Source organism: Pseudomonas sp. S3_A03 (assembly GCF_054668275.1).
This window is the reverse complement of sequence record NZ_CP162753.1, coordinates 4133298-4158619: the sequence shown is the minus strand read 5'-3', so window position 1 is coordinate 4158619 and position 25322 is coordinate 4133298. Positions and strand designations below refer to the sequence as shown.

The following is a 25322-nucleotide window of genomic DNA, read 5'->3' as shown; positions in this document are numbered from 1 at the left end:
GTTTCAATCCCCACTTTAGCTATGCGATGCTGGCGCAGCGCCCATTCGCCAACTACAGCTTAAGTACAAGACGTAGAGCGGCACGCGGCAATTCTCATTTGCTCCTTTGGAGCACACCCACACGGGGGGCCGAGCATGCTGACCTTGCTCAATCTGCTTTCCGCCGTGACCCTGCTGATCTGGGGCACGCATATCGTCCGCACCGGCATCCTGCGGGTCTACGGCTCCAACTTGCGCCAAGTCATCGGGCAGAACATGTCCAAGCGCTGGCTGGCGTTTATCGCCGGCATCCTCGTCACGGCCATGGTGCAGAGCAGCAACGCCACGGCAATGCTGGTGACGTCTTTTGTCGGCCAGGGCCTCATGGGCCTGATGCCTGCCCTGGCGACCATGCTTGGCGCCGACGTCGGTACCGCGTTGATGGCGCGAGTGTTGACCTTTGACTTGTCGTGGTTGTCACCACTGCTGATTTTTCTCGGGGTGATTTTCTTCCTGTCGCGCAAACAGACGCGGGCCGGGCAGCTCGGGCGGGTGGGCATCGGCCTCGGGTTGATCATCCTCGCGTTGCAATTGATCGTTGAAGCCGCCGGGCCGATTACCCATGCCCAGGGGGTCAAGGTGATTTTCGCCTCGCTGACCGGCGACATCCTGCTCGACGCCCTGGTCGGCGCCTTGTTCGCGATGATTTCCTACTCCAGCCTGGCCGCCGTGCTGCTGACCGCTACCCTGGCCGGCGCCGGTGTGATCGGTTTGCACGTAGCCATCGGCCTGGTGATCGGCGCCAACATCGGCAGCGGCGTACTGGCATTTCTCAGCACCAGCATGCAGAACTCCGCCGGTCGCCAAGTGGCCTTGGGCAGCCTGTTATACAAACTGATCGGCTTGCTCTTGATCATCCCGGTACTCGACCCCCTCGTACGCTGGATGGATGATTTGGACTACAGCGCCCAAGGCATGGTCATCACCTTCCATCTGCTCTACAACGTCAGCCGCTGCCTGATCCTGTTGCCGACAATTGGCCCGATGGCCCGCCTGTGCGCGTGGTTGCTGCCCGAGCGTGAAGAGGTCAACGGCAAGGCCAAGCCCCGGCATCTTGACCCCACTGCCCTCACCACGCCCAGCCTGGCGCTGGCCAACGCCGCCCGCGAGACCCTGCGCCTGGGCGATCTGATCGACAACATGCTCAGCGCGATGCAGGAAGTGCTGCTCGGCAAGCAAACCGCCATCACTCAGGAAATGCGCAGCCTCAGTGATGACGTCGAAGCGCTCTACAGCGCAATCAAACTCTACCTGGCGCAAATGCCCCGCGAAGACCTCAGCGAACACGACAGTCGGCGCTGGGCCGAGATCATCGAACTGTCGATCAACCTAAAGCTGGCCGGTGACCTGATCGAACGCATGCTGCGTAAAGTCCAGCAGCAAAAGACCTCACAGCGCCGCCAGTTCTCCGAAGTGGGGCTGGAAGAACTCACCGACCTGCACAGCCAGTTGATCGCCAACCTGCGCCTGGGCCTGTCGGTGTTCCTCAGCGCCGATCCGGAAAGCGCCCGTCAGTTGCTGCGGGAGAAACGCCGCTTCCGCGCCCAGGAACGCCGCCTGGCCCATGCCCACGTCAGCCGCCTGCAACGCAAGATCGTGCAAAGCCTGGAAACCAGTTCCCTGCATCTTGAACTGATTGCCGACATGAAACGCCTGAACTCGTTGTTTTGCAGCAGTGCGTATGTAGTGTTGGAAACCTCCGACACCGGCGCGCTCTCGGCTGAAGATATTGCCGACATCACGCATTCGCCCTGAACGTACGATGGCCCGTGAAGTCAGTTAGAGCTGACCTCACTCGCCAGGAAGCCAGTTATGCGTCGCCTGTTATTCGCCTGCCTGCTCATGGGTTCTGCCCACGCCTTTGCCTTTGATCGCTTGCAAGTCGAGGGCTACACCCTGCCCAACGGCTTGCAACTGCTGCTCAAACCGGGCACCGAACGCGGGCATGTCGCCATCCGCCTGGTGGTGGGCGTCGGCCTGGATGACTTCAGTTGCGAGGAAAAGGAACTGCCGCACCTGCTCGAGCATGTGTTGTTCAGCGGCATTGACGGCGCGGACGAAGGCGACCTCGAAGAGCGCATGCAAGCCCTGGGCGGCGAGTGGAACGCCTACACCAGCAATGCCGACACCACCTTCGTGATCGAAGCCCCCGCGCACAACCAACGCAAAGTGCTCGACTTATTGCTGGCGATCATCACCCGCACCGAACTGACCGACGCCAACATTGACGCCGCCAAAAAAGTGGTTGAGCGCGAAGACGGCGGCCATTACTCGCACCTGCAACGCCTCCTGGACCGTCAAGACCTCGGCCACACCGCCAGCAATCAGTTGGCGGTCGAGTTGGGCCTCAAATGCGCCGAGCGCGCCGAAGTCGGTCACCTGACCCGCGAGCAGTTGCAGGCGCTGCGCACGCATTGGTACGCCCCCAATAACATGACGCTAATCGTCGTCGGCGATCTCGACAAACTGCTGCCGGCCTATCTGGAGCGCACCTACGGCGAACTTGACCCGGTCGACCCCACCGAACACCGGCCCTTGCCCGAGATCCGGCACACCGCGCTCGGCCACCGCGAGCTAATCCACGGTTGGGTCGGCGACAGCGCAAAACTGCACTGGCTGTTCCCCGAACCCGTGCTGGACGACCAGCATGATGAGACCTACGACCTGCTCAAGGACTACCTCGACTGGGCGCTGTACCGCCAACTACGCCTCCAGCACGGTTTGTCCTACGGCCCCCGAAGCGAACGCGAAGTGCTCGGCGGCGTCGGTTTCCTAAGCCTGAATGCCGACCTTGAACGGGACAAACTTCCCGCAGCCGAACATGTCATGCAGGACCTCACCGCCCAACTGCTCAAGGACGGCCTTGATCCGGCCGTCTTCGCGCGCCTGCAGCAGGCCGCCATCGCGCGGCAAGCCTGGGCCGTGCAGGGCAACAGCGCATTGGCGGACTACTACTGGGCTGCGGCAGCCGACTACGACAACGGCCGCTTCAGCGACCCGGCCAAACGCATCAAGGCCGTCCATCTGGACCAGGCCAACCAGGCCATGCGCCAATTGCTCAAGCAGCCAGGTTACTGGCGTGTGGAAAAACCCCTGCTCAGTTACGACATGCTGAGTTGGATCGGCGCCGGTGCACTCGGCCTGATCGCCATTGTGTTGATCGGCATACGGGTTTATCGCAAACGGATCGCGTAATGAGGCACCGAACACCAGGTTAAGACGTTATTCTGTTTGGGTTTTTCTCCTACAAAAGACTGCGAACCGCCGAATGCCGAACCTGACCCACTACATCCAGCGCATCCTCGAACTGATGAAGCGCTACCCAGGGGTGATTGCCTTGGGCGGTTTCATTTCGGGTGTGAGCAGCTTCATCCTGGTAGACCGCCAGCAGGGCATGGCCAGCTGGATCGCGGTGATCATGCTGGTGAGCTGGCTGTGGCTGATGCTGGAGAACAGCTTTACCCAACTGTTTACCAAAGTCTTCAAGCGGGAAATCCCCGAGCCCCTGCTGCGCTACGCCACCCAGATGATCCACCAGGAAAGTCTGTTTTTTGTGCTGCCGTTCTTTTTCATCACCACCGCCTGGAACAGCGGCCAATCGATTTTCACCGGCCTGCTCGGCGCGGCGGCGCTGGTATCAATCATCGACCCGCTGTACTACAAGTGGCTGGCCCCCAAACGCTCTCTGTTCCTGGCGCTGCACACCCTGACCCTGTTCGCCGCGTTGCTCACGGCGCTGCCGATTATCCTGCACCTGACCACCGCCGAGAGTTACAAACTCGCCCTCGGGGTGGCCATGGCCTTGTCGATCCCAAGCCTGGCGGTGAGCCTGCCACTGCGCAGCTTCAAAGGCTGGGCGATGTTGCTGGGGGTGACGGCCGTCATCGGTTGCGCGGGTTGGTTCCTGCGCAGCTGGGTTCCCCCGGCCACGCTGTGGTTGACCGAAGTGGCCATCAGCACCCAACTGCAAGACCGCACGCCGGGCGATGACCTCAAGGAAGTCAGCGCCGCACAATTGCGCAGCGCCGGGCTGTACGCCTATACCGCGATCAACGCACCGCGCGGGCTGGATGAGCGGATCTACCACGTGTGGAAATTCAACGGCAAAGAAGTCGACCGCATTGCCCTGGATATTCACGGTGGGCGCAAAGAGGGCTACCGCGCCTGGACCCACAAGCAGAATTTCCCGGGCGACGCAGCGGGCCGCTGGCAGGTTCAGGTGCTGACCGAAGACGGGCAAGTGATCGGCGTACTGCGTTTTAAAGTCACCGACGCAGCACAAACGGACAACCCAAAATAGGCTGTATCGTGCTATTACGTAGCAATTGTGGATAGCCAATACAAGCTCGGAGCTTATGACCAGTAGCACCACGGCCGGCGCAGCCCAACTCGATACGTCCTCCGTTCCTCCTTTACTGCGGATTACCGGAGACTGGACGCTTGCCCACTACGCAAACCTGAAGAAGCTGTCGGACAAACTCGACGGCCAATACGACGCCGGCGCGCGCATCGACCTCAATGGCCTCGGCGCGCTGGACACCGCCGGCGCCTCGCTGCTGGTGGAGCTGCTGGGGCCAACCCGCATCGAACAATCGGCCGAGCAGACCGATTGCAGCCTGTCTGCCGCCGACCGCGCACTGCTCAAGACCGTCTACCGCTCCCTGAACGACTTCTGCGTTCCCGAAAAAGCCCCCGAAGAAGCCACCGGCATCCAGCTGCTGGCGCGTATCGGCCGGGCGGTGGACACGGTGTGGCAGGACAGCAAGCAGTTGCTGGGCTTCATCGGCCTGATCCTCGAGACTTTCGCGCGTGGCATTTTCCGGCCCAAGCGCTGGCGTATCACGCCGATGGTTGCGCACTTGGAACAAGTCGGCCTCGACGCCGCGCCCATCGTGGCCTTGCTGACCTTTCTGGTAGGCGCCGTAGTGGCATTTCTCGGTGCGACAGTGCTCAAGAGCTTCGGCGCAACGATTTTTACCGTGGACCTGGTGGCCTTCTCCTTCCTGCGCGAATTCGGCGTGCTGCTTACAGCCATCCTGATTGCCGGTCGCACAGCCAGTGCGTTTACCGCACAAATCGGCTCGATGAAGGCCAACGAAGAAATCGATGCCATCCGCACCCTGGGCCTGGACCCCATGGAGTTACTGGTACTGCCGCGTGTGCTGGCGCTGTTGGTGGCGCTGCCGATGTTGACGTTCCTGGCGATGCTCTCGGGGATTATCGGCGGTGGCGTGGTGTGTGCGGTGGCCTTGGATATTTCCCCGGCGATGTTCCTCTCGCTGTTGCAATCGGACATTGGCGTGCAGCATTTCCTGGTGGGCATGGTGAAAGCGCCGGTCTTTGCTTTCCTGATCGCGGCCATTGGCTGCCTGGAAGGCTTCAAGGTCAGCGGCAGCGCCGAATCGGTCGGCGCCCACACCACCTCCAGCGTGGTGCAGTCGATCTTTGTGGTGATCGTGCTGGATGCCGTCGCGGCGCTGTTTTTCATGGAGATGAGTTGGTGAGTCGTTTACACCGGGCGCCGACTGAGGCGGTGATCCAGGTGCGCGGCCTGTGCAATCGCTTTGGCAGCCAGAGCGTGCACGAAAACCTCGATCTGGATTTGTATAAGGGCGAGATCCTCGCGGTAGTCGGTGGCTCCGGCAGCGGTAAATCGGTGTTACTGCGCAGCATCGTCGGCCTGCGCCGGCCCAGTGAAGGCGAAGTGCGAGTGTTCGGCAAGAACCTGCCAAGCCTGCCGGAACATGAGCGCTCCCTGGTGGAACGGCGCTTTGGCGTGTTGTTCCAGAAGGGCGCGCTGTTTTCCTCGCTGACCGTGACCGAAAACGTCGCGCTGCCGCTGATCGAACATGCCGGCCTCAGCCGTGCCGACGCGGAGCACTTGGCCGCGGTCAAACTGGCGCTGGCCGGGTTGCCGCTGTCGGCCGCCGACAAGTACCCGGCGTCGTTGTCCGGCGGCATGATCAAGCGCGCGGCACTGGCCCGGGCGCTGGCGCTGGACCCGGACATCCTGTTCCTTGACGAACCCACCGCCGGCCTCGACCCGATTGGCGCGGCGCAATTCGACCAACTGATCCTGACCTTGCGTGATGCGCTGGGCCTGAGCGTGTTCCTGGTCACCCATGACCTCGACACGCTGTACACCATCACCGACCGCGTTGCCGTGCTGGCACAGAAAAAAGTGCTGGTGGCCGATGCCATCGATGTCGTCTCGGAAACCGACGACGCCTGGATTCACGAATATTTCCACGGCCCCCGGGGCCGCGCGGCGTGGATGCCGCTCAACCGCTCAACGAGGTATGACATGGAAACCCGAGCCCATCATGTGATGATCGGCCTGTTCAGCGTGATCGTGGTCGTCGGCGCGATGCTGTTTGGCCTGTGGCTGGCCAAGTCCAGCGTCGACAGCGCCTTTCAGGATTACGAAGTGATTTTCAACGAGGCGGTCAGCGGCCTGTCCCAGGGCAGTTCGGTGCAATACAGCGGGATCAAGGTGGGCGACGTGATCAGCCTGAGCCTGGACCCCAAGGACCCACGCCGCGTACTGGCGCGTATCCGCCTGGCCGGGCAGACGCCGGTCAAGGAAGACACCCAGGCTAAGCTCGCGCTGACCGGCATTACCGGCACTTCGATTATCCAGCTCAGCGGCGGCACCCCGCAAAGCCCGGAACTCAAGGGCAAGGACGGCAACCTGCCGCAGATCATCGCTTCGCCGTCGCCTATCGCGCGGCTGCTGAACAACAGCAACGACCTGATGACCAGCATCAACCTGCTGCTGCACAACGCCAACCGTATGCTGTCGTCGGAGAACGTCGACCGCATCAGTAGAACGCTGGACAACTTGCAACAAACCACCGGCGCCATTGCCGACCAGCGCGGTGATATCAAGGTGGTGATGCAGCAACTGATGCAAGTGAGCAAGCAGGCCAGCGCCACCCTGGAGCAGACCACGGTGCTGATGCGTAACGCCAACGGCTTGCTCAACGATCAGGGCAAGCAAGCCTTCAGCAGCGCCGAACAGGCAATGAAATCCCTTGAGCAAAGCACCGCGACCATCAATACCCTGCTCAGCGACAACAAAAGCTCGGTAAACAGTGGCATGCAGGGCCTCAACGAACTGGCGCCGGCCGTGCGCGAACTGCGCGAAACCCTCGGGTCGTTGCGGGCCATCTCCCGCCGCCTGGAAGCCAACCCCAGCGGGTACCTGCTGGGCAGCGACAAGAGCAAGGAGTTCACGCCATGAAGCGTGCTTACCAACTGATCGCCCCCGTGGCCCTGGTGCTGATCGGCGCATGCTCGATCCTGCCCAAGGCCGACCCTTCGGACGTGTACCGCCTGGCCGCCGCACAAAGCGCCACACAAGGCGCGCCGGTAAGCTGGTCGCTGCGCGTGACCAAGCCGCAGACCAGCGAGTTTCTCGACAGCCCGCGCATTGCCGTGGTGCCCAATGGCGATTTGATCAGCAGTTATGCGAACTCACGCTGGAGCGATCCAGCGCCGGTGCTGTTACGTAACCGCTTGCTGGATGGGTTCCAGCGTGATGGGCGGGTGACGCTGCTGAGTACGGATGACACCAATCTGCAAGCCGATTACGAGCTGGGCGGGCAATTGCAGGCTTTCCAAAGTGAATACCGCAGCAGTGCGGTAGAGGTGGTGATTCGACTCGACGCACGCTTGGTGCGTGGAAGTGACCAACGGATTATTGCCAGTCGGCGGTTTGAAGTGCGACAGCCGGTGGGAGATACCAAGGTGCCGGCGGTGGTGGCGGCTTTTGGGCAAGCGGGGGATCAACTGAATAAGCAGGTAGTGGAGTGGGTCGTGGGGCAGGGCAACGGTGCGGTGAAACGCTGAGGGCCTCATCGGGAGCAAGCCCCCTCCCACGGGTTGATCTATGAACACATTCAACCTGTGGGAGGGGGCTTGCTCCCGATAGCAATCTCCAGCCTTAAGCAAAAAACCAATAGCACACCGCAATCGCTGCCACGACGCCGGCAAACTCCGCCAGCAACGCACACCCTACCGCGTGCCGCGCCCGCTGGATCCCCACCGAACCGAAGTACACCGCCAACACATAAAAAGTGGTCTCGGTACTGCCTTGGATCGTCGCCGCCACCAGCGCCGGGAAGCTGTCAACGCCTTGGGTCTGCATGGTTTCGATCAACATCGCCCGCGCCGCACTGCCAGAGAACGGCTTGACCATGGCGGTCGGCAACGCATCGACGAAACGCGTGTCCATCCCTGTCCAGGCCACCACATGGCGAATGCCTTCCAGGCCGAAATCCAGCGCGCCGGATGCGCGCAGCACGCCCACCGCGCACAGCATCGCCACCAAGTACGGCAGCAGATTCCTGGCGACGTCAAAGCCCTCCTTGGCCCCTTCGACAAACGCCTCGTAGACCTTCACCTTGCGCAAGGCACCGATCAGCAGGAACAGCATGATCAAGCCAAACAGCGTCAAGTTGCCGAGGATCGACGACAAACCGGCCAGCGCCGTGGCGGACAAGGTTGCCAGCAGCGCCATGAATCCACCCAACATCAACGCGCCGGGAATCAGGTAGGCCAGCACGACCGGGTCCCATAGTCGCAGGCGCTGCATCACCGCCACCGAGAGCAGGCCCACCAGGGTCGAGGCGCTGGTGGCCAGCAGGATCGGCAGGAATACCAGCGTGGGGTCGGCGGCGCCTTGCTGGGCGCGGTACATGAAGATGGTCACCGGCAGCAGCGTCAATGAGGACGCGTTAAGCACCAGGAACAGGATTTGCGCGTTACTGGCGGTGTTGGGAATGGGGTTGAGTTCCTGCAACGCCTTCATGGCCTTGAGGCCGATGGGCGTGGCGGCGTTGTCCAGGCCCAGGCCGTTGGCGGCGAAGTTGAGGGTGATCAAGCCGATGGCAGGGTGGCCGGCGGGCACTTCCGGCATCAAGCGGCGGAACAGCGGGCCGAGGGCCTTGGCCAGCCAATCGACGATGCCGGCTTTTTCGGCGATGCGCAAAAAGCCCAGCCACAACGTCAGCGTGCCAAACAGCAGCACCATCACTTCCACCGACAATTTGGCCATGGCGAAAATGCTTTCCACCATCGCGGCAAAAATTCCGGCGTTACCGCCTACCAGCCATTGCGCCAGCGCTGACACCATTGCCACGACGAAGAAGCCAAGCCATAGGCCATTGAGCATCAGTTAAATCCCCCGAAAGATGGGGCGAATGATAGCGGGGCTGGCAGAAACGACAAACCCCGGAATGCTCCGGGGTTTGTGTCAGCGCCAGCGTGCTGTCAGCTGCGGGTGGCTTGGGCCGTTGGCAAGGCTTGCTTGCTGCGCCAGTGCGGCAGTGAATTCCAGTAGCGCTCGCCCTTGGCGTCGTCGTACATACCTTCCCAACGGGAGATCACCAGCACCGCCAACGCGTTGCCGATCACGTTGAGGGCGGTACGCGCCATGTCCATGATGCGATCGACACCGGCGATGAACGCCAGGCCTTCCAGCGGGATGCCCACGCTGCCCAGGGTGGCCAGCAGCACCACGAAGGACACGCCCGGCACGCCGGCGATACCTTTGGAGGTGACCATCAGCGTCAGCACCAGCATCAATTGCTGGCCGATCGACAGGTCGATGCCGTACAGCTGGGCGATAAAGATCGCCGCGATGCTCTGGTACAGGGTCGAACCATCGAGGTTGAACGAGTAACCGGTCGGTACCACAAAGCTGCAGATCGCCTTCGGCGCGCCGTAGCTCTCCATCTTCTCGATCACGCGCGGCAGCACGGTTTCAGAACTGGCGGTGGAGTAGGCCAGTACCAACTCATCCTTGAAGATGCGCATCAGCTTGAGGATCGAGAAGCCAAACAGGCGTGCGATCAGGCCCAGTACGGCAAAGGCGAAGAACAGGATGGCGACGTAAACCAGAATCACCAGCTTGGCCAACGGCAGCAGCGAGGCGAAGCCGAAGTTGGCCACGGTCACCGCGATCAGTGCGAAGACGCCGATCAGGGCGTACTTCATGATCATGTGGGTGACTTTGAACATGCTCTCGGACACGCCCTGGAACAGGGTGACCAGCGGCTCGCGCAGTTCAGGCTTGAGGCTCGACAGGCCCAGGCCGAACAGTACGGAGAAGAAGATGATCGGCAACATTTCGCCACGGGCAACAGCGGCAAAAATGTTCGATGGGATCAGGTTGAGGATGGTCTGGATGAACGCATGTTCATGCTGCACCTCGGCGGCGGTCGCCTGGTACTTGGAGATATCCACCGTCCCCAGGGTACTCATGTCGATGCCCGCGCCAGGGTGGAACAGGTTGGCCAGCAACAGGCCGACCACGATGGCGATGGTGGTGACGATTTCGAAGTAAAGGATGGTTTTGACGCCGATGCGACCCAGTTTTTTCGCATCACCCACACCGGCAATGCCGACGATCAGCGAGGAAATCACAATCGGGATCACGATCATCTTGATCAGGCGGATAAAGATATCGCCCGCCGGCTGCAGCACGTTGCTGATCCACCAGGCCTTTTCAGCACTGAAATGGTTGAGCACTGCACCGATTGCAATCCCCAGCACCAAACCGATGAGGATCTGCCAGGCGAGGCTTAGCTTTGCCTTCTTCATGTCATTACCCTTACTTCAAGTGAACTTAAGGCAAATGCGCCAGCTGCAACGCTCGAAAGCGAAAAAGTGTGTGCATCTGCCTCCCTGGAAGGTCACCGCAGCGTGGCCGAAATGGCTTACTGGCAGGCGAAAAAAGGCGCAACTATTCCCACGCAAGGGAGCGCCGTCTAATGCCGTAAACGCCTACCCTATGCCGAATCGGCATGACTTTTTTCGATAATAGCTGTCTGATCGGTCAGTTCAAATGCGACATTTTGTCCGCTGAATATGCCGTGAACCGGCCAATACTGGCTCGCTCAGAGTTTCTGCACAGCTTTGGGGCACTGGCTGAGACGCCAGTGAATTCGGCGGGCTCACGTCAAGAATGCCTTGCGCCTTGCACAAAACTTTCTCGATAGATGGTCATCCCGACATACCAAGTAATGGTTGGGATTGAGCAAAAAGGAATTTTGCGGCTAAAGGCGGCATAAGCGGAGAACGACACAAACGGCAGAGGAGAATCACAAGCCCGCCGCAAGTTCAGCAAGCCATCGGCTTGTGAACCTGCGTCGCAGCTTTCGCCTGACCCGGCCCTTGCGCAGGCACTCCCTGTACCCGTAGGTCACGCCGATCCCGTTTGATCAGAGCAACCCAGCCCCTTGGTCATGCACCGCACCTGTCGCGCGGTGCAAATAGAAGGAAGCGAAGGTGCTTCTTTCTATGGATGCGAGCCCCGTACACCACAGACGGAACTCAGTACCAATTCGGATCTTTCTTCAACTGCTCCATCAGCAGCTTCCGCATGCCCTCGTCCGGCTTACCGATAAAGCGGTAATCGGCGTGCCGCGTTGGGGATTTGTCCGCCGGAAGACCGGCCGGGACTTCCACCAACATGGCGTAGGCGTCTTCCTTGTCGAGGCTGAAGGCGACGATCAGGCGCTTGTTCAGGCAGGTGTCTGCGGTTTCGCAGAGCGGCCCGACCAAGTACTTGTCGCCATCCTCTTCCACGGCATTCATTTGCTCGGCCGTGCCCGACAGGTTCATCACCCATTCCGGCAGCCGCTCTTCTTTCTTCACCACGCCTTGCCATGTCTCGCGGTACTGAGGGTCCGCGCTGAGCAATTCATTGGCTCGGGATTGGCCGTCGTTGGCAGCCATCACCAGCCCGCTGCCGCCCAAGAGCAGGGCGGCAGCCATGGTTTTAAAAGACAAAGGGGTCATATTCAGCCTCGGCCGCGACGACCAAAGAAGAACGATGCGATGAACATCACCAGGAAGACCACAAACAGGATCTTGGCGATACCCGTGGCGGTGCCCGCGATACCACCGAAGCCCAGGACTGCAGCCACAATGGCGATGATCAGAAATGTGATTGCCCAACTCAACATGGTGATTCTCCTTACGCTTCTTCTATAGAGGTAACAGCGGTAATGCCTGCGGCCGCTGAATCAGCGTCCGCGTTTTTTGCCTAGAACACCCAACGCTCTTGGGTAGGTAACTGGCCCAGGGTGGAATCCTGGTCGGCCACTCGCAATTGCGGGGCGGTTACATCAGCAGACGCGCTACCGACGGAGCGGCTGCCAATGGAACTGAAATGGGTCTGGGTTATCGCCGGACGTTCAAATGAGGGGGCTTGCTGCTGGCTCTGCTGCCAGTGCTGGAACTGCTGGCCTGCAATCAGCGTGACCATCACCGCCAAGCTCGCAAACAGACCTTGTTGCAAGCGCAGTGGCGATACACGCAATGGGCTGAGGCTTTGGCGAGTCATGCTGCTGTTCTCCCGCATTCTGGCTATTCGTTGGGAGAGATATTGCAGAGCGCATGCCAGCTTTTTTATAAAATAAAAACCTACAAAATCAATGAGTTACATATTCGTTATTCAACATTCGGGCAGCATCCTGCACGATCCCTCCCAGGCGGCCGTGCGAAATGCACGATGGCTGGCAATCGGATCGGGGTCATGAAAACGTTAATAGCGTTGCGGAAGTGGCAAGACGGCGTGAAAAGGCCATCAGGCATGACTTTGTAGGAAGGCGTGCAGATAGCTGCACGAGGTTGCCTTTAATCAATCAGAATAAACCATGCAACTTGCCCGATTATTCCGGGACTAAACACCATCATTCATAGTTAAAGGAGCGCGGGACAGATGGAATCAGCCAAGGAACTTCAAGGCCGCATTCTTTTAGTGGATGACGAATCCGCGATCCTCCGCACCTTCCGTTATTGCCTGGAAGATGAGGGCTACACCGTCGCCACCGCCAACAGCGCGGCCCAGGCGGATGCCTTGATGCAACGCCAGGTGTTCGACCTGTGCTTTTTGGACCTGCGCCTGGGCGAAGACAACGGCCTGGACGTGCTGGCCCAGATGCGCATTCAGGCGCCGTGGATGCGTGTGGTGATCGTGACTGCTCACTCCGCCGTCGATACGGCGGTGGACGCGATCCAGGCTGGCGCCGCCGACTACCTGGTCAAACCGTGCAGCCCTGATCAACTGCGCCTGGCCACCGCCAAGCAACTGGAAGTGCGCCAACTCTCGGCTCGCCTGGAGGCATTGGAAGGTGCAGTGCGCCAACCCAAGGACGGTCTGGACTCCCACAGCCCATCGATGATGGTGGTGCTGGAAACCGCGCGCCAGGTGGCCGGGACCGACGCTAACATCCTGATCCTTGGCGAGTCCGGCACGGGTAAAGGCGAACTGGCGCGGGCGATTCACGGTTGGAGCAAGCGCGCCAAGAAGTCCTGCGTGACGATCAACTGCCCTTCGTTAACGGCCGAACTGATGGAAAGCGAGCTGTTCGGTCATAGCCGTGGCGCCTTTACCGGTGCCAGCGAGAGCACCTTGGGCCGGGTGAACCAGGCCGACGGCGGCACGCTGTTTCTCGATGAAATTGGCGATTTTCCGCTCACGTTGCAGCCTAAGTTGCTACGGTTTATCCAGGACAAGGAATACGAGCGTGTCGGCGACCCGGTCACCCGTCGCGCCGATGTGCGCATCCTCGCCGCCACCAACCTCAACCTGGAAGACATGGTGCGCGACGGCCGCTTCCGCGAAGACTTGCTGTACCGCCTCAACGTCATCACCTTGCACCTGCCGCCACTGCGCGAGCGCAGTGAAGACATCCTGACACTGGCCGATCGCTTCCTGGCGCGCTTCGTCAAGGAATACGCGCGCCCGGCACGGGGCTTCAGCGACCAGGCGCGCGAGGCACTGCTCAACTATCGCTGGCCGGGCAATATCCGTGAGCTGCGCAACGTGGTTGAGCGCGCGAGCATTATCTGCCCGCAGGAAAAGGTCGAAATCAGCCACCTGGGCATGGCCGAGCAACCGACCAACAACGCTCCGCGTATCGGCGCCGCGCTCAGCCTGGACGAGTTGGAAAAAGCCCACATCGGCGCCGTACTGGCCACCAGCGACACCCTCGACCAGGCTGCACGCACGCTCGGCATTGACGCGTCGACCCTGTACCGCAAACGCAAGCAGTACAACTTATGAGCTGTACCCTATGAAGTTAGCGATGAAACTGCGCACTCGGTTGTTCCTGAGTATCTCAGCGCTGATTACCGTCGCCCTGCTGGGGTTGATCCTGGGCCTGGTCAGTGTCATGCAAATGGCCAAGACCCAGGAATCGCTGATCCGCAGCAACTTTGTCACCTTGGACCTGGGGCTCAAACTGCGTCAGAGCCTGGGCGACCAGTGGATCATGATGTTGCAGCGACGCCCTGACGCCAAGGCGCTGCAAACCTCCAAGCTGCATTACCTGGACTTGCTCGACCAAGGCGTCGCCCATGAACAACGCGATGGCAGTGGCACCGGCTTCGCCCAGGCACGCAGCCAATACCAGAACCTGCTCGAGGCGTTCGACCAATCCCAGCAAGCGTCGCCACCACCGGGCAGCAAGGAAAACCTCACCGAAACCTTCAACGTGTTGCGCAATGGGCTGATTGCCGAACACAAGCAAGCCTTGGAAAACATCAGCGCCAGCGAACATAAGTCCCGCGCGCGCGCGTTGCTGATCGCCGGCCTGCTGGGGTTGGTGGGGCTTGCGGTGCTGATCATCGGGTTCGTCACGGCCCATGGTATTGCCAGGCGGTTTGGCGGCCCGATCGAAGCCTTGGCCAAGGCGGCCGACAAGATCGGCCAAGGCGACTTTGAAGTGACGCTGCCGATCTCCGCGGCGGCGGAGATGAACCAGCTGACCCGCCGCTTCGGCATCATGGCCGAAGCGCTGCGTCAGCATCAGGCGACCAATATCGACGAGCTTCTGGCCGGCCAGCAACGCCTGCAAGCGGTACTCGACAGCATCGACGATGGTCTGCTGATGATTGACCGCCAAGGCCGCCTGGAGCATCTCAACCCCGTCGCGCAGCGCCAGTTGGGCTGGGACGAAGAACGCCTCGGCCAGGGCCTGGGCGAGGCGCTGGTGCGTCCGGAGCTGGATGAACAACTGCAACTGGTGCTGCGCGGCGGCAACCTGGAGCGGGCACCGGAGGATCTGGAAGTAGAAGTCGAAGGCGAACTGCGCCTGCTGACCTACAGCCTCACGCCCGTCAGCCATACCCAAGGGCACATTCTCGGCGCCGTGATGGTGCTGCACGACGTGACCGAACAACGGGCTTTCGAACGGGTACGCAGTGAGTTTGTATTGCGCGCGTCCCATGAGTTGCGCACCCCCGTGACCGGCATGCATATGGCGTTCGGGCTGTTTCGCGAGCGTGCGAAGTTCCCGGCCGAATCACGTGAAGCGGACCTGCTGGATACGGTCAACGAAGAGATGCAGCGCCTGATGCAGTTGATCAATGACCTGCTCAACTTCTCGCGCTACCAGAACGGCCTGCAGAAACTCACCCTCGGGCCCTGCGACGTCATTGATCTACTGGAACACGCCCGCGCGCGGTTCGTGGAAACGTCGAATGCACAGCACATAGAACTGTTGGTGGAAGCTCAATCCGACCTGCCCAGGCTGTATGCCGACCAGGCACAGTTGGAGCGGGTCCTCGACAACCTGTTGGGTAATGCCCTGCGCCATACCGCAGACGGCGGGCAGATTCGCCTGCAGGCGCGACGCCACGGCGAGCGGGTGATTATCAGTGTCGAGGACAACGGCGAAGGCATCGCCTACGGGCAGCAAGGGCGTATCTTCGAACCTTTCGTGCAGGTGGGTCGCAAGAAAGGCGGCGCCGGCCTGGGCTTGGCGCTGTGCAAGGAGATCGTGCAACTGCACGGTGGCCGCATGGGGGTATATTCGCGGCCAGGGCAGGGCACTCAGTTCTATATGGCGCTACCGCTTTAACGCCGGTTTAGCGCGCGCAGGATGGCCGCACTTTCGGCATCCGGTGCGCCGTCAAACAGCGACGGCCGGAAACGCATCTGGAACGCCGCGATCACGTGGCGCGTGGCGACATCCAATTCGCCGGTCTGGGGCGTCGAGTAACCCAGAAGAGCCAACTCTTCCTGAAACCAGCTGATGCTCGGCAGCTCGGTGGTGTACTGCACCTGGAACCGCGCCACAGCCTGTGCATCCGGCCACACCCCCAACCCTTCATCAGCCAGGCGCTTCCAGGGAAACAGCGGCCCCGGGTCCAGCTTGCGCAGCGGGGCGATATCGCTGTGACCAATGATGTTCTTGGGGTCGATACCGTTGCGCTTGCTGATGTCCTTGAGCAAGACCACCAGCGACTTCACCTGCGCCTCGGAGTAGGGGTACCAGAGCCGCCCGGTCGGCGTATCGCGGTAGCCAGGGTTTACGATCTCGATGCCGATTGAGCTGGAATTGAGCCAGGTGCGTCCCATCCACTCGCTTTCCCCTGCATGCCAGGCGCGCTGGCTTTCATCCACCAGCTTGTAGATGGTGGCAGAGGCGTCGTCGCCGATCAGGTAATGCGCGCTGACCTGGCCGTGGGTCAGCAGCGCCAGTGAACGCTCAAGGTCGGTTGAGGTGTAGTGGACAACCACGAACTGCACGCGGTTGTCGTGGTTCGCCGAAGGGTGGCTGGTGTCCAGGCGCGGACCACTGGCGCAGCCGGACAGTAAGAGAAACACACAAGCGAAATAAAAGGATTTCATGGCGGAGGACGGTACGCTGAAGACGATAATGCAACAGTGTAACGTACGGTTTGCGGCCAGACGGTCAAATTACAAAATGGAACCTCTTTTACGCCGCCTGCACCTGGTTACGCCCCGCGGCCTTGGCCCGATACAACGCCTCGTCGGCCCGCTTGAGCGCCAGCTCACTGCGCTCACCCGGCTGGAACTGGGCCACACCCATAGAGACTGTGATCGTCACCGGCTCACCTTTGAAGTGGAACGGGCAGGCCTCAATCGCATTGCGCAGCACCTCGCCGACCGTCAGAGCATCCGTCAGAGGTGAGTCGGGCATCAGCAGCACAAACTCTTCGCCGCCAAAACGCGCGATAAAGTCGCCTGGGCGCAGACGCTTGCGCAGCACGTTAGCGATGATCTTCAGTACCTTGTCACCGGCCAGGTGGCCGTAGCCATCGTTGATGCGCTTGAAGTGATCCAGGTCGAGCATCGCCAGCGACAGACTGTTGCCGCGCTGGTGCCAGGCGTTGACCTCATAATCCAGGCGCTCGCTCCAGGCTGCACGATTGGGCAGCCCAGTGAGCGGATCGATCAGGGCCTTCTGGCGTTGCACTTCCAGATGCTCACGATAGCCCTGGGCTTCCTGCTCCATGCTGGCGACCCGTTCTGCCAGCCCTTTCAGGCGTGCCGCCACTTCCTGTTCACGCTGGTCACGCTGTTGCTGGTGTTCGTCCATGGTGCCCAGCAAACCCTCAAGATGGCTTTCCAGGACATGCTTGAGGCTATCCAGGTCCGCTGCTTCCTGCACGCTGCTTTGCAGACCGTCGACCTGTTCGCGGATCTGCGAGTCCAACGCCTGCGCAGCGGTGCGGCTGTCGGCATGGCCATCACTGGCCACCTGCAGATGACCCTGGAAGGCTTCGAGACGTTCGTTGAGCTGCTTGAGGTAAGCCTCGAATTCGTGCTGGCCGCTGTCGGTGATCGCCAGCATCAGCACCTTCAGATCATCAAGGATCGGCAGCAGCTCGTACCAGTTCAAACCGTGGGCCAGGCGCTCGCGCATGGCTTCGGCCTGGGGGCGATGACGCTCGGGCAAGGCCATTTCTTCCAGCAGCCCCAGCAGGGTGTCTTCGATATGTTTTGCCACCGAGCTGTAGGAAGGCTCGGGTGAGTCCGGCAGGGAATAGAAACCGTCCGATTGCAATTCGTCGGGGTCGGGCTCTTCGGTCTCCAGCACAGGCGGGAGAGAAAGACTGCCGATGAGCGTCTCGTCCGGCGCCTCGGCCTCAACCACGGGCGCTTCGACGAAGGCGGCAAGGGCGCTTTCGGGAGCAGGTTCTTCAGCTTTCGGCGCAGGCACCTTGGGTTCAACAGGCTCTGCGGCTTTTTTCACCGAGGCCACGACTGCGTCTTCTTGAGCTGGCGCTTCGTACACAAAGGTTTCGCCAATAACCTCGTCGATCTTGCCGGATGCTATGGGTTCAGGCTGGGGAGCCGCCGGTTTCTCGGCCTGTGGCGCAAAGGCCCGCAGGGCTTGTGTGAGTTCCTCGGACTGCTCAGGCTGCTCCGGCTCAGCGGCGGGCTTGGCCGCTACGGGTTGCGGCGTCGGGCCGGGCACCGGCTCACTGGCCGCCGCCTCGTTGACGACCTCCTTGGCCCCAAACAGACGCTGCAACAACCCCGGCCCAGGGCGCGTGGTTTCGCCGTCCGGCTCCAGGTTATTCAATGCTTGCCCTTGCAAGCCGCTCAATTCGCTGAGCAACAGGGGAATTTCGCGGGCCTGGCCGACGCGGCCATCCAGTTGCTTGGCGAAGGTTTTCAGCGGGCGCGCTACCTCGCGGGGCAGCGGCAGCTTTTGCAGCTGCGTGACCAGAGAGGTCAGCGCGGTGCTGATCTGGTCAACCCGGGTTTCGCGACGCTGCTCAGAGTCCAACACGGCCTTTTCCAAGCGCGGCAGCAAGGCGGCGAGGGCGGCGTCCATGTCGTCGGTGCGCACGACGTCGCGCATTTCCTTCATGCATTGGTCCACCGCCCGGTCGGTGCCTTCCGCCGCCAGAGTACTGCGCACCAGCCCCCGGCGCAGCAGGTCGAGGCGGGCGGCCCAGCGGCGCTCGAGCTTTTCTTGTTGCTCGATACTTAACAGGTATTTTTCTTTCCAGCGCTGGGCGTCATCGCTCATGCAAAGGGTCCGCTGGTGCCTGGGCTCAACGCGGGCAATGCGTCGGCCGTGAGCGAACCCGGCAGACGAATCTCTACCGCGACCGGCAGGTGATCGGAGATGGGCTGCGCAAGCACCTGCACACTTTCGAGGGTGAGGGTGGGACTGAGCAGGATATGGTCAAGACAACGTTGCGGGCGCCAGCTGGGGAATGTGGCTTCAACCTGCGGGGCCAGTAGCCCGAGGTCACGCAATGGGGAATTCTGTAGCAGATCGGTGGCGTGGGTGTTCATGTCGCCCATCAACACCTGATGCTTGTAGTTGCCGATCAGATCACGCACATAGGCCAATTGCAGGTTGCGAGTACGCCCACCAAGCGCCAGATGCATCATCACCACCACCAACGCTTCAGGCCCTTCGCCAAAACGTACGAGGATCGCCCCGCGACCCTTGGGGCCCGGCAGTGGGTGATCTTCGATGACCGTTGGCTTCAAGCGACTGAGCACCCCATTACTGTGCTGCGCCAAGCGCCCCAGGTTGCGATTGAGTTGCTGATACCAATAAGGGGAAGGCGCCGAGGTGAGCCAGGTGCTCCACTTGATTGATATAACCGGACCGTATGCTGCCGCCGTCGGCTTCCTGCAGGGCGACCAGGTCGAAATCACTCAACAGGTCGCCGATTTTCTGCAGGTTGCCGGCCCGCCCGTTATGGGGCAGCAAATGCTGCCAGCCACGGGTGAGGTAGTGTCGGTACTTCTCGGTACTGTTGCCTACCTGGATATTGAAGCTGAGCAGGCGCAGGCGACTGTCTGCCGCCAAGCCTGTGGACTCCAGGTGATGCTCGTTAACCTGCGGGTCGTGCAGGCCTACGACACGTTCGGTACCCCAGCGGCGCATGACGGGCCCCTTACTTGGCTTTGCGCTCTTTGGCAATCAACTGGTCGGCAACGTTGAGGGTCGCTTCAGGACCACCGGTGCTGCCCAGGTCAAAACGGTATTTGCCGTTGACGATCAGGGTGGGTACGCCTTGCACGCCGTATTTTTGCGCGAGCTCTTTGTACTGGGCCATCTTGCCCTTCACTGCGAACGAGTTGAACGTTTCAAGGAACTTGGTTTTATCAACGCCTTGAGTCGCTACGAAATCAGCCATGTCTTCAGGCTTGACCAGGCGCTTGCCTTCTTTCTGGATGGCATTGAATACCGCTGCGTGCACCTTGTGCTCTACACCCATGGTGTCCAGAGTAATGAAGAGCTGGCCGTGGGCATCCCAAGGACCACCGAACAAGGCAGGAATACGCTTGAAGTTCACGTCCTTGGGCAGCTTCTCGACCCATGGGTTGATGGTTGGCTCAAACGCGTAGCAATGCGGGCAGCCGTACCAGAACAGCTCCACCACTTCGATCTTGCCCGGCACCGACACAGGCACTGGGTTAGCCAATTCAACGTAGGTTTTACCGGCTTCAAGCGGCACATCGGCAGCTTGCGCGGTCATGCCGAAGAGGCTGGCAGTGACGAGAGCGGCGCTGAGGATCAGATTACGCATGCTTTACTCCTGGACAAATAAAGTCGCCTCACGCGACCTTTAGTTGTGACAGGTCTACGCGGACATGAGTTCGTTAGTGTAACGGCAGCGGCCACAAAAAAGGGCGGCCTTAGCCACCCTTTTTATGCTTGCATCGCGGGATTAATCGAGCGTTAACGTAGCGAGCCCTCAGTGCAGGCCCTGAATGTAACTGGAGACGGCTGCGATGTCCTCGTCGCTCAGCTTGCGGGCGATGGTGCGCATGGTCATCGCATCCCCATCGTTAGCGCGGCCGGCCTCTTCCTTGCGGAAGTCGGTCAATTGCTTGGCGATGTACTGAGCGTGCTGACCACCCAGGTGAGGGAAGCCTGCGGCCGCATTGCCTGTGCCATTGGGCGAGTGGCAGCCGGTGCAGGCAGGCAGACCTTTTTCCAGATCACCGCCACGAAACAGCTTCTCTCCACGGGCAACAACTTTAGGATCAGCTGCGCCCACGCTGCCCTTCTGGCTGGCAAAATACGCCGCGATATCCGCCAGGTCCTGATCGTTGAGGTTGGTCAGCAGGCCGGTCATTTCCAGCACCGTGCGCTTGCCGCTCTTGATATCCTGCATCTGCTTGGTCAGGTAACGCTCGCCCTGGCCGGCCAGTTTGGGAAAGTTCGGCGCCGGGCTGTTGCCATCCGGTCCGTGGCAAGCACCACACACGGCGGCTTTCGCCTGGCCCGCTGTAGCGTCGCCTGCAGCATGGGCAACACCGGTGATGCCCAAGGTCAACAGCAGACTCACGATCAGTTTGTTCATCAGCTAATCCAACTACGGCTAAGGGTTTAAGAGTTATCTACCGGGTTTACTCACCATCAACTCAATGATGGCCTGGTAATCCTCAGTACTGCAGTCCATGCACAAACCACGCGGCGGCATTGCCTTGAAACCCCGGGTCACGCGCAGTAGCAGCGCGACCTAAGCAAACTCGGTTGTACACAGCTTCCGGTTCCTGTGTAGCCTGAGCGCCAAAAATGGGTTCAGGAGACCAAAAGCGAGCAACCATCAGGTCATACATCGACCTTTGCAGGGTTTGAGAGCGTTTTGCGTTCTAATGCGCAATAAAGGTCTATCGCTCCCGTGAACCTCATCCTTCGCTGGGACAAAGCACACACAAAATCTGCGGCATTATATACTGGCGCTACTGAAACGGAAACGACACCGCTTGCCGCACCCTTTCTCGGCACCGCCCACATCGGAAATCTCATGCAACTCAAGAATCCCATTCTCGGCCTGTGCCAACAGTCCACCTTCATGCTCAGCGCCGCCAAAGTTGACCAATGCCCCGACGACGAAGGCTTTGAAGTCGCCTTTGCCGGTCGTTCCAACGCCGGCAAGTCCAGCGCGCTGAACACGTTGACCCACGCCAGCCTGGCGCGCACCTCGAAAACTCCGGGCCGCACGCAACTGCTCAATTTCTTCAAGCTAGACGATGATCGGCGTCTGGTCGACCTGCCGGGCTATGGATATGCAAAAGTCCCTATTCCGCTGAAGCTGCACTGGCAGCGTCACCTTGAGGCTTATCTGGGCGGCCGGGAGAGTTTGAAGGGTTTGATTCTGATGATGGACATCCGTCATCCAATGACCGACTTCGACCTGCTGATGCTCGATTGGGCGGTCGCCAGCGGCATGCCGATGCATATCCTGCTGACCAAGGCCGACAAACTGACCTACGGCGCGGCCAAGAACACCTTGCTCAAGGTGCAGTCCGACATCCGTAAAGGTTGGGGTGACGCGATTACCATCCAGTTGTTCTCGGCCCCCAAGCGCATGGGCCTGGAAGACGCTTACACCGTGCTGGCCGGCTGGATGGAATTGGCGGACAAGGGCGCGGAAATCGCGCAATAACTTTTCTACAGGCAAAAAAAACCCCGGACTTCGTATGGGGAGGGGAAGTTCGGGGTTCAAGTTCCGGACCGCTAGGGCGGGGTCCAGATATCTGCCAACACTTAACACAACATAGGAGCATTGAAGGGCTTCACCACCCATTCAGTAACTCTGAGTGGCAGTTCACAGGTTAAGTTCCGGCGAGCTGGAAAAACTATTGGTAATAACTGTCGGCGCTTTCCGACATAAAGCGCTTTGCCACCACGCCAGGTGGTGGCAAACCACCGGAATCAGTGCGCTTCGTCCCAGTTATCACCCACGCCCACTTCCACCAGCAGCGGCACGTCCAACTGCGCCGCAGCGCTCATGTGCTCGCGAATCTTCTCACTGACCTCTACAACCAGATCCTCACGCACCTCAAGCACCAGTTCATCGTGCACCTGCAGGATTACCTTGGCATCCAGGCCCGAATCGGTCAGCCAGTTGTCCACCAGCACCATGGCTTTCTTGATGATGTCGGCCGCTGTGCCCTGCATGGGCGCGTTGATCGCGGTACGTTCCGCTGCCGCGCGCTCTTGAGGCTTGTTGGAGTGGATGTCCGGCAGGTACAACCGACGACCGAAGAACGTCTCCACATAACCCTGGTCGGACGCCTGGGCACGGGTACGCTCCATGTACTCGCGAACCCCGGGGTAGCGAGCGAAGTAGACATCGATATACGCCTTGGCGGTCTTGGTATCGACACCAATGTCCTTGCCCAGCTTTTGCGCGCCCATGCCGTAGATCAGGCCGAAGTTGATCGCCTTGGCGCTGCGCCGCTGATCGGACGTGACCTCGTTCAACTCAACCTTGAACACCTCGGCAGCTGTGGCTGTGTGCACATCCAGGTTGTGGCGGAAGGCGTTCATCAAGCCTTCGTCCCTGGACAGGTGCGCCATGATGCGCAACTCGATCTGCGAATAGTCCGCCGCCAGCAGCTTGTAGCCTTTGGGCGCGACAAACGCCTGGCGTATGCGCCGCCCTTCTGCTGTGCGCACCGGGATGTTCTGCAGGTTCGGGTCGCTGGAGGACAGGCGTCCGGTCGCCGCCACGGCTTGATGATAAGACGTATGGATACGCCCGGTACGCGGGTTGATCTGCTCAGGCAGACGGTCGGTGTAGGTGCTCTTCAGCTTGCTCATGCTGCGGTACTGCATCAACACCTTGGGCAACGGGTAGTCGTCTTCAGCGAGCTTGGCCAACACTTCTTCCGCGGTAGAAGCCTGCCCCTTGCCAGTCTTCTTGAGCACTGGCATCCCCAGCTTTTCGTAGAGAATTGCCCCCAATTGCTTGGGTGAACCCAGGTTGAACGCTTCACCGGCGATTTCGAACGCCTGACGTTCCAACTCGGCCATCTTGTTCCCCAGCTCGATGCTTTGGATGCCCAACAATTGCGCGTCCACCAGCGCGCCTTGACGCTCGATGCGCGCCAGCACGGGCACCAACGGCATCTCGATGTCGGTGAGCACGCTGGCCAGGCTCGGGATAGCGGCCAGTTGCGCATGCAGTGCCTGATGCAAACGCAAGGTCACATCGGCGTCTTCGGCGGCATACGGGCCCGCTTGTTCAAGCGCAATCTGGTCGAATGTCAGCTGCTTGGCGCCTTTGCCGGCGATGTCCTGGAAACTCACCGTGTCGTAGTCCAGGTACTTCTTGGCCAGGCTGTCCATGTCGTGACGGGTCGCGGTGGCATTGAGCACATAGGATTCGAGCATGGTATCGAACGCGATGCCTTGCACATTGATGCCCTGCTTGGGGTCGCCATCGATGGCGCAGTTGGCCAGGATGTTCATGTCGAACTTGGCGTGCTGGCCGATCTTGAGTTTGGTCGGGTCTTCAAGCAATGGCTTCAACGCCCGCAGCACCGTATCGCGATCCAACTGGTCCGGCACGCCGATGTAGGCATGGGTCAGCGGAATGTAGGCCGCTTCATGGGGCTGGACGGCAAAGGAAACCCCGACCAATTGCGCCTGATGGGCATCGATCCCGGTGGTTTCGGTGTCGAAGGCGAACAGCTTCGCGTCGCTGAGTTTCTTCAGCCAAAGGTCGAAGGTGGCCTGGTCGAGGATGGTGGTATAGATCGCCTCCACCGGCACGGAAATCACCGCCTCAACTGACACGTCGGCGACAGGCGCGACCTCGTTTGCCGTCTTGAGCTCAACCCGCTTGGTATCGCGCTGGATCTCGTCGTACCAGCTCTTGAACTCAAGCAGGGTGTACAACTCAAGCAGCTTTTCACGATCAGGCTCGATCAGGTGCAAGTCATCCAGGCCCACGTCCAGCGGCACGTCGATCTTGATCGTCGCCAACTGGTACGACAGGAAGGCCATCTCCTTGTGTTCCTCCAGCTTGGCAGGCAGCGTCTTGGCGCCGCGAATCGGCAGGGTCGGCACGATGTCGAGCTGCTCATAAAGCTCTTTGAGCCCGCCATTCACCCCCACCAGCAAGCCGGATGCCGTCTTCGGCCCAATACCCGGAACGCCTGGAATGTTGTCGGACGAATCGCCCATCAACGCCAGATAGTCGATGATCTGCTCCGGAGCGACGCCAAATTTCTCCTTTACGCCGTCCACGTCCATGGCGCTACCGGTCATGGTGTTGACCAAGGTAATGTGCCCATCGACCAGTTGCGCCATGTCCTTGTCACCGGTGGAAATCACCACCGGACGGTCGGCGGCCGCGCTGCTGCGGGCCAGGGTGCCGATCACGTCATCGGCCTCGACGCCTTCGACGCACAGCAGTGGGAAGCCCAGCGCGATCACGCTCTGGTGCAGCGGCTCGATCTGCAGGCGCATGTCATCGGGCATGCTTGGGCGATTGGCTTTGTACTCGGCGTACATATCGTCGCGAAAAGTCCCACCCTTGGCGTCGAACACCACTGCGAAGGGGCTGTCCGGGTACTGCTTGCGCAGGCTCTTGAGCATGTTCAACACGCCCTTGACCGCACCGGTCGGCAGGCCTTTGGAGGTGGTCAACGGTGGCAGCGCGTGGAAGGCGCGGTACAGGTAAGAAGAACCGTCCACCAGGACGAGGGGCGCTTGGCTCATGAGCAGGATCAACCTTTTCGGCGG

19 protein-coding genes and 3 pseudogenes are annotated in these 25322 nt (G+C 60.5%); 10 read left to right on the top strand and 12 right to left on the bottom strand.

The genetic code is table 11. From position 1 onward, the window contains the following. Nucleotides 1-135 precede the first annotated feature (135 nt). The 7 genes and pseudogenes from AB4O25_RS19100 to AB4O25_RS19070 all read left to right on the top strand — a co-directional run bounded on the left by AB4O25_RS19100 (nucleotide 136) and on the right by AB4O25_RS19070 (nucleotide 7890). On the top strand, nucleotides 136-1794 hold the full coding sequence (locus tag AB4O25_RS19100; RefSeq protein WP_017530599.1) for a Na/Pi cotransporter family protein: 1659 nt from the start codon (nucleotides 136-138) through the stop codon (nucleotides 1792-1794). A gap of 57 nt (nucleotides 1795-1851) precedes the next feature. Continuing rightward, on the top strand, nucleotides 1852-3234 hold the full coding sequence (locus tag AB4O25_RS19095) for a M16 family metallopeptidase (protein WP_017530598.1): 1383 nt from the start codon (nucleotides 1852-1854) through the stop codon (nucleotides 3232-3234). A gap of 73 nt (nucleotides 3235-3307) precedes the next feature. Continuing rightward, complete coding sequence (locus AB4O25_RS19090; RefSeq protein WP_017530597.1) at nucleotides 3308-4339, top strand: DUF5924 family protein; 1032 nt, start codon at nucleotides 3308-3310, stop codon at nucleotides 4337-4339. Nucleotides 4340-4394: 55 nt separating this feature from the next. Beyond that, nucleotides 4395-5543, top strand: coding sequence for an ABC transporter permease (locus AB4O25_RS19085; protein WP_460149866.1), 1149 nt, complete (start codon nucleotides 4395-4397; stop codon nucleotides 5541-5543). Continuing rightward, nucleotides 5540-6342: pseudogene (locus AB4O25_RS19080) on the top strand (ABC transporter ATP-binding protein). The gene AB4O25_RS19085 and the pseudogene AB4O25_RS19080 overlap by 4 nt, the downstream one beginning before the upstream one ends. Nucleotide 6343: 1 nt before the next feature. Further along, nucleotides 6344-7282: an MlaD family protein gene (locus tag AB4O25_RS19075; protein WP_135196243.1), complete on the top strand. Its 939-nt coding sequence runs from the start codon at nucleotides 6344-6346 to the stop codon at nucleotides 7280-7282. Further along, the gene (locus AB4O25_RS19070; protein ID WP_217855587.1) at nucleotides 7279-7890 is read left to right on the top strand and encodes an ABC-type transport auxiliary lipoprotein family protein; all 612 of its coding nucleotides are present in this window, start codon (nucleotides 7279-7281) and stop codon (nucleotides 7888-7890) included. The genes AB4O25_RS19075 and AB4O25_RS19070 overlap by 4 nt, the downstream gene beginning before the upstream one ends. Nucleotides 7891-7984: 94 nt before the next feature. Here the strand turns inward: AB4O25_RS19070 and AB4O25_RS19065 are convergent, their stop codons facing one another. The 5 genes from AB4O25_RS19065 to AB4O25_RS19045 all read right to left on the bottom strand — a co-directional run bounded on the left by AB4O25_RS19065 (nucleotide 7985) and on the right by AB4O25_RS19045 (nucleotide 12391). Beyond that, nucleotides 7985-9214, bottom strand: coding sequence for a nucleoside recognition domain-containing protein (locus tag AB4O25_RS19065; protein ID WP_017530592.1), 1230 nt, complete (start codon nucleotides 9212-9214; stop codon nucleotides 7985-7987). Nucleotides 9215-9312: 98 nt separating this feature from the next. Beyond that, entirely contained in the window at nucleotides 9313-10644 is a 1332-nt protein-coding gene (gltP, locus tag AB4O25_RS19060; protein ID WP_460149865.1) for a glutamate/aspartate:proton symporter GltP, read from the bottom strand. 732 nt (nucleotides 10645-11376) lie between these two features. Then, nucleotides 11377-11844 (bottom strand): inhibitor of vertebrate lysozyme family protein, encoded by a 468-nt coding sequence (locus tag AB4O25_RS19055; protein WP_017528758.1) that lies wholly within the window; start codon nucleotides 11842-11844, stop codon nucleotides 11377-11379. A 2-nt stretch (nucleotides 11845-11846) separates the two neighbouring features. Beyond that, nucleotides 11847-12011: a DUF1328 domain-containing protein gene (locus AB4O25_RS19050; RefSeq protein WP_003170804.1), complete on the bottom strand. Its 165-nt coding sequence runs from the start codon at nucleotides 12009-12011 to the stop codon at nucleotides 11847-11849. A gap of 80 nt (nucleotides 12012-12091) precedes the next feature. After that, nucleotides 12092-12391, bottom strand: a complete 300-nt coding sequence (locus AB4O25_RS19045; protein ID WP_065879392.1) for a hypothetical protein — start codon at nucleotides 12389-12391, stop codon at nucleotides 12092-12094. A gap of 378 nt (nucleotides 12392-12769) precedes the next feature. Here AB4O25_RS19045 and algB point away from each other — a divergent pair, with 378 nt between their 5' ends. Beyond that, nucleotides 12770-14116 (top strand): sigma-54-dependent response regulator transcription factor AlgB, encoded by a 1347-nt coding sequence (gene algB, locus AB4O25_RS19040; RefSeq protein ID WP_017528756.1) that lies wholly within the window; start codon nucleotides 12770-12772, stop codon nucleotides 14114-14116. A gap of 10 nt (nucleotides 14117-14126) precedes the next feature. Further along, nucleotides 14127-15914: an ATP-binding protein gene (locus AB4O25_RS19035; protein ID WP_017528755.1), complete on the top strand. Its 1788-nt coding sequence runs from the start codon at nucleotides 14127-14129 to the stop codon at nucleotides 15912-15914. Here AB4O25_RS19035 and AB4O25_RS19030 read toward each other — a convergent pair. From AB4O25_RS19030 to AB4O25_RS19005, 6 genes and pseudogenes are all read right to left on the bottom strand, one after another. After that, nucleotides 15911-16687: an N-acetylmuramoyl-L-alanine amidase gene (locus AB4O25_RS19030; protein WP_068937946.1), complete on the bottom strand. Its 777-nt coding sequence runs from the start codon at nucleotides 16685-16687 to the stop codon at nucleotides 15911-15913. The two genes, AB4O25_RS19035 and AB4O25_RS19030, sit on opposite strands and share 4 nt — an antisense overlap. 88 nt (nucleotides 16688-16775) lie before the next feature. Continuing rightward, nucleotides 16776-18842 (bottom strand): GGDEF domain-containing protein, encoded by a 2067-nt coding sequence (locus tag AB4O25_RS19025; protein WP_460149864.1) that lies wholly within the window; start codon nucleotides 18840-18842, stop codon nucleotides 16776-16778. Beyond that, nucleotides 18839-19718 (bottom strand): annotated as a pseudogene (locus tag AB4O25_RS19020) (endonuclease/exonuclease/phosphatase family protein). The gene AB4O25_RS19025 and the pseudogene AB4O25_RS19020 overlap by 4 nt, the downstream one beginning before the upstream one ends. A 10-nt stretch (nucleotides 19719-19728) precedes the next feature. Next, nucleotides 19729-20364: a thiol:disulfide interchange protein DsbA/DsbL gene (locus AB4O25_RS19015; protein ID WP_460149863.1), complete on the bottom strand. Its 636-nt coding sequence runs from the start codon at nucleotides 20362-20364 to the stop codon at nucleotides 19729-19731. Nucleotides 20365-20532: 168 nt separating this feature from the next. Beyond that, complete coding sequence (locus AB4O25_RS19010) at nucleotides 20533-21144, bottom strand: c-type cytochrome (RefSeq protein WP_017528750.1); 612 nt, start codon at nucleotides 21142-21144, stop codon at nucleotides 20533-20535. 33 nt (nucleotides 21145-21177) lie between these two features. Next, a pseudogene (locus AB4O25_RS19005) lies at nucleotides 21178-21387 on the bottom strand (cytochrome). A 204-nt stretch (nucleotides 21388-21591) separates the two neighbouring features. Here AB4O25_RS19005 and yihA point away from each other — a divergent pair. Beyond that, nucleotides 21592-22233 carry a ribosome biogenesis GTP-binding protein YihA/YsxC gene (yihA, locus tag AB4O25_RS19000; protein WP_017528749.1) on the top strand — a complete coding sequence of 214 codons (642 nt, stop codon included), beginning with the start codon at nucleotides 21592-21594 and terminating at the stop codon, nucleotides 22231-22233. A gap of 269 nt (nucleotides 22234-22502) precedes the next feature. On the opposite strand, the gene polA is transcribed toward yihA, so the two are convergent. Then, nucleotides 22503-25298: a DNA polymerase I gene (gene polA, locus AB4O25_RS18995; protein WP_460149862.1), complete on the bottom strand. Its 2796-nt coding sequence runs from the start codon at nucleotides 25296-25298 to the stop codon at nucleotides 22503-22505. Nucleotides 25299-25322 lie beyond the last annotated feature (24 nt).

What these genes read in the sequence shown, in the direction of transcription:
- AB4O25_RS19100 (WP_017530599.1), top strand. Translation starts at nt 136, where the DNA reads ATGCTGACCTTGCTCAATCTGCTTTCCGCCGTGACCCTGCTGATCTGG.
- AB4O25_RS19095 (WP_017530598.1), top strand. Translation starts at nt 1,852, where the DNA reads ATGCGTCGCCTGTTATTCGCCTGCCTGCTCATGGGTTCTGCCCACGCC.
- AB4O25_RS19090 (WP_017530597.1), top strand. Translation starts at nt 3,308, where the DNA reads ATGCCGAACCTGACCCACTACATCCAGCGCATCCTCGAACTGATGAAG.
- AB4O25_RS19085 (WP_460149866.1), top strand. Translation starts at nt 4,395, where the DNA reads ATGACCAGTAGCACCACGGCCGGCGCAGCCCAACTCGATACGTCCTCC.
- AB4O25_RS19075 (WP_135196243.1), top strand. Translation starts at nt 6,344, where the DNA reads ATGGAAACCCGAGCCCATCATGTGATGATCGGCCTGTTCAGCGTGATC.
- AB4O25_RS19070 (WP_217855587.1), top strand. Translation starts at nt 7,279, where the DNA reads ATGAAGCGTGCTTACCAACTGATCGCCCCCGTGGCCCTGGTGCTGATC.
- AB4O25_RS19065 (WP_017530592.1), bottom strand. Translation starts at nt 9,214, where the DNA reads ATGCTCAATGGCCTATGGCTTGGCTTCTTCGTCGTGGCAATGGTGTCA.
- gltP (WP_460149865.1), bottom strand. Translation starts at nt 10,644, where the DNA reads ATGAAGAAGGCAAAGCTAAGCCTCGCCTGGCAGATCCTCATCGGTTTG.
- AB4O25_RS19055 (WP_017528758.1), bottom strand. Translation starts at nt 11,844, where the DNA reads ATGACCCCTTTGTCTTTTAAAACCATGGCTGCCGCCCTGCTCTTGGGC.
- AB4O25_RS19050 (WP_003170804.1), bottom strand. Translation starts at nt 12,011, where the DNA reads ATGTTGAGTTGGGCAATCACATTTCTGATCATCGCCATTGTGGCTGCA.
- AB4O25_RS19045 (WP_065879392.1), bottom strand. Translation starts at nt 12,391, where the DNA reads ATGACTCGCCAAAGCCTCAGCCCATTGCGTGTATCGCCACTGCGCTTG.
- algB (WP_017528756.1), top strand. Translation starts at nt 12,770, where the DNA reads ATGGAATCAGCCAAGGAACTTCAAGGCCGCATTCTTTTAGTGGATGAC.
- AB4O25_RS19035 (WP_017528755.1), top strand. Translation starts at nt 14,127, where the DNA reads ATGAAGTTAGCGATGAAACTGCGCACTCGGTTGTTCCTGAGTATCTCA.
- AB4O25_RS19030 (WP_068937946.1), bottom strand. Translation starts at nt 16,687, where the DNA reads ATGAAATCCTTTTATTTCGCTTGTGTGTTTCTCTTACTGTCCGGCTGC.
- AB4O25_RS19025 (WP_460149864.1), bottom strand. Translation starts at nt 18,842, where the DNA reads ATGAGCGATGACGCCCAGCGCTGGAAAGAAAAATACCTGTTAAGTATC.
- AB4O25_RS19015 (WP_460149863.1), bottom strand. Translation starts at nt 20,364, where the DNA reads ATGCGTAATCTGATCCTCAGCGCCGCTCTCGTCACTGCCAGCCTCTTC.
- AB4O25_RS19010 (WP_017528750.1), bottom strand. Translation starts at nt 21,144, where the DNA reads ATGAACAAACTGATCGTGAGTCTGCTGTTGACCTTGGGCATCACCGGT.
- yihA (WP_017528749.1), top strand. Translation starts at nt 21,592, where the DNA reads ATGCAACTCAAGAATCCCATTCTCGGCCTGTGCCAACAGTCCACCTTC.
- polA (WP_460149862.1), bottom strand. Translation starts at nt 25,298, where the DNA reads ATGAGCCAAGCGCCCCTCGTCCTGGTGGACGGTTCTTCTTACCTGTAC.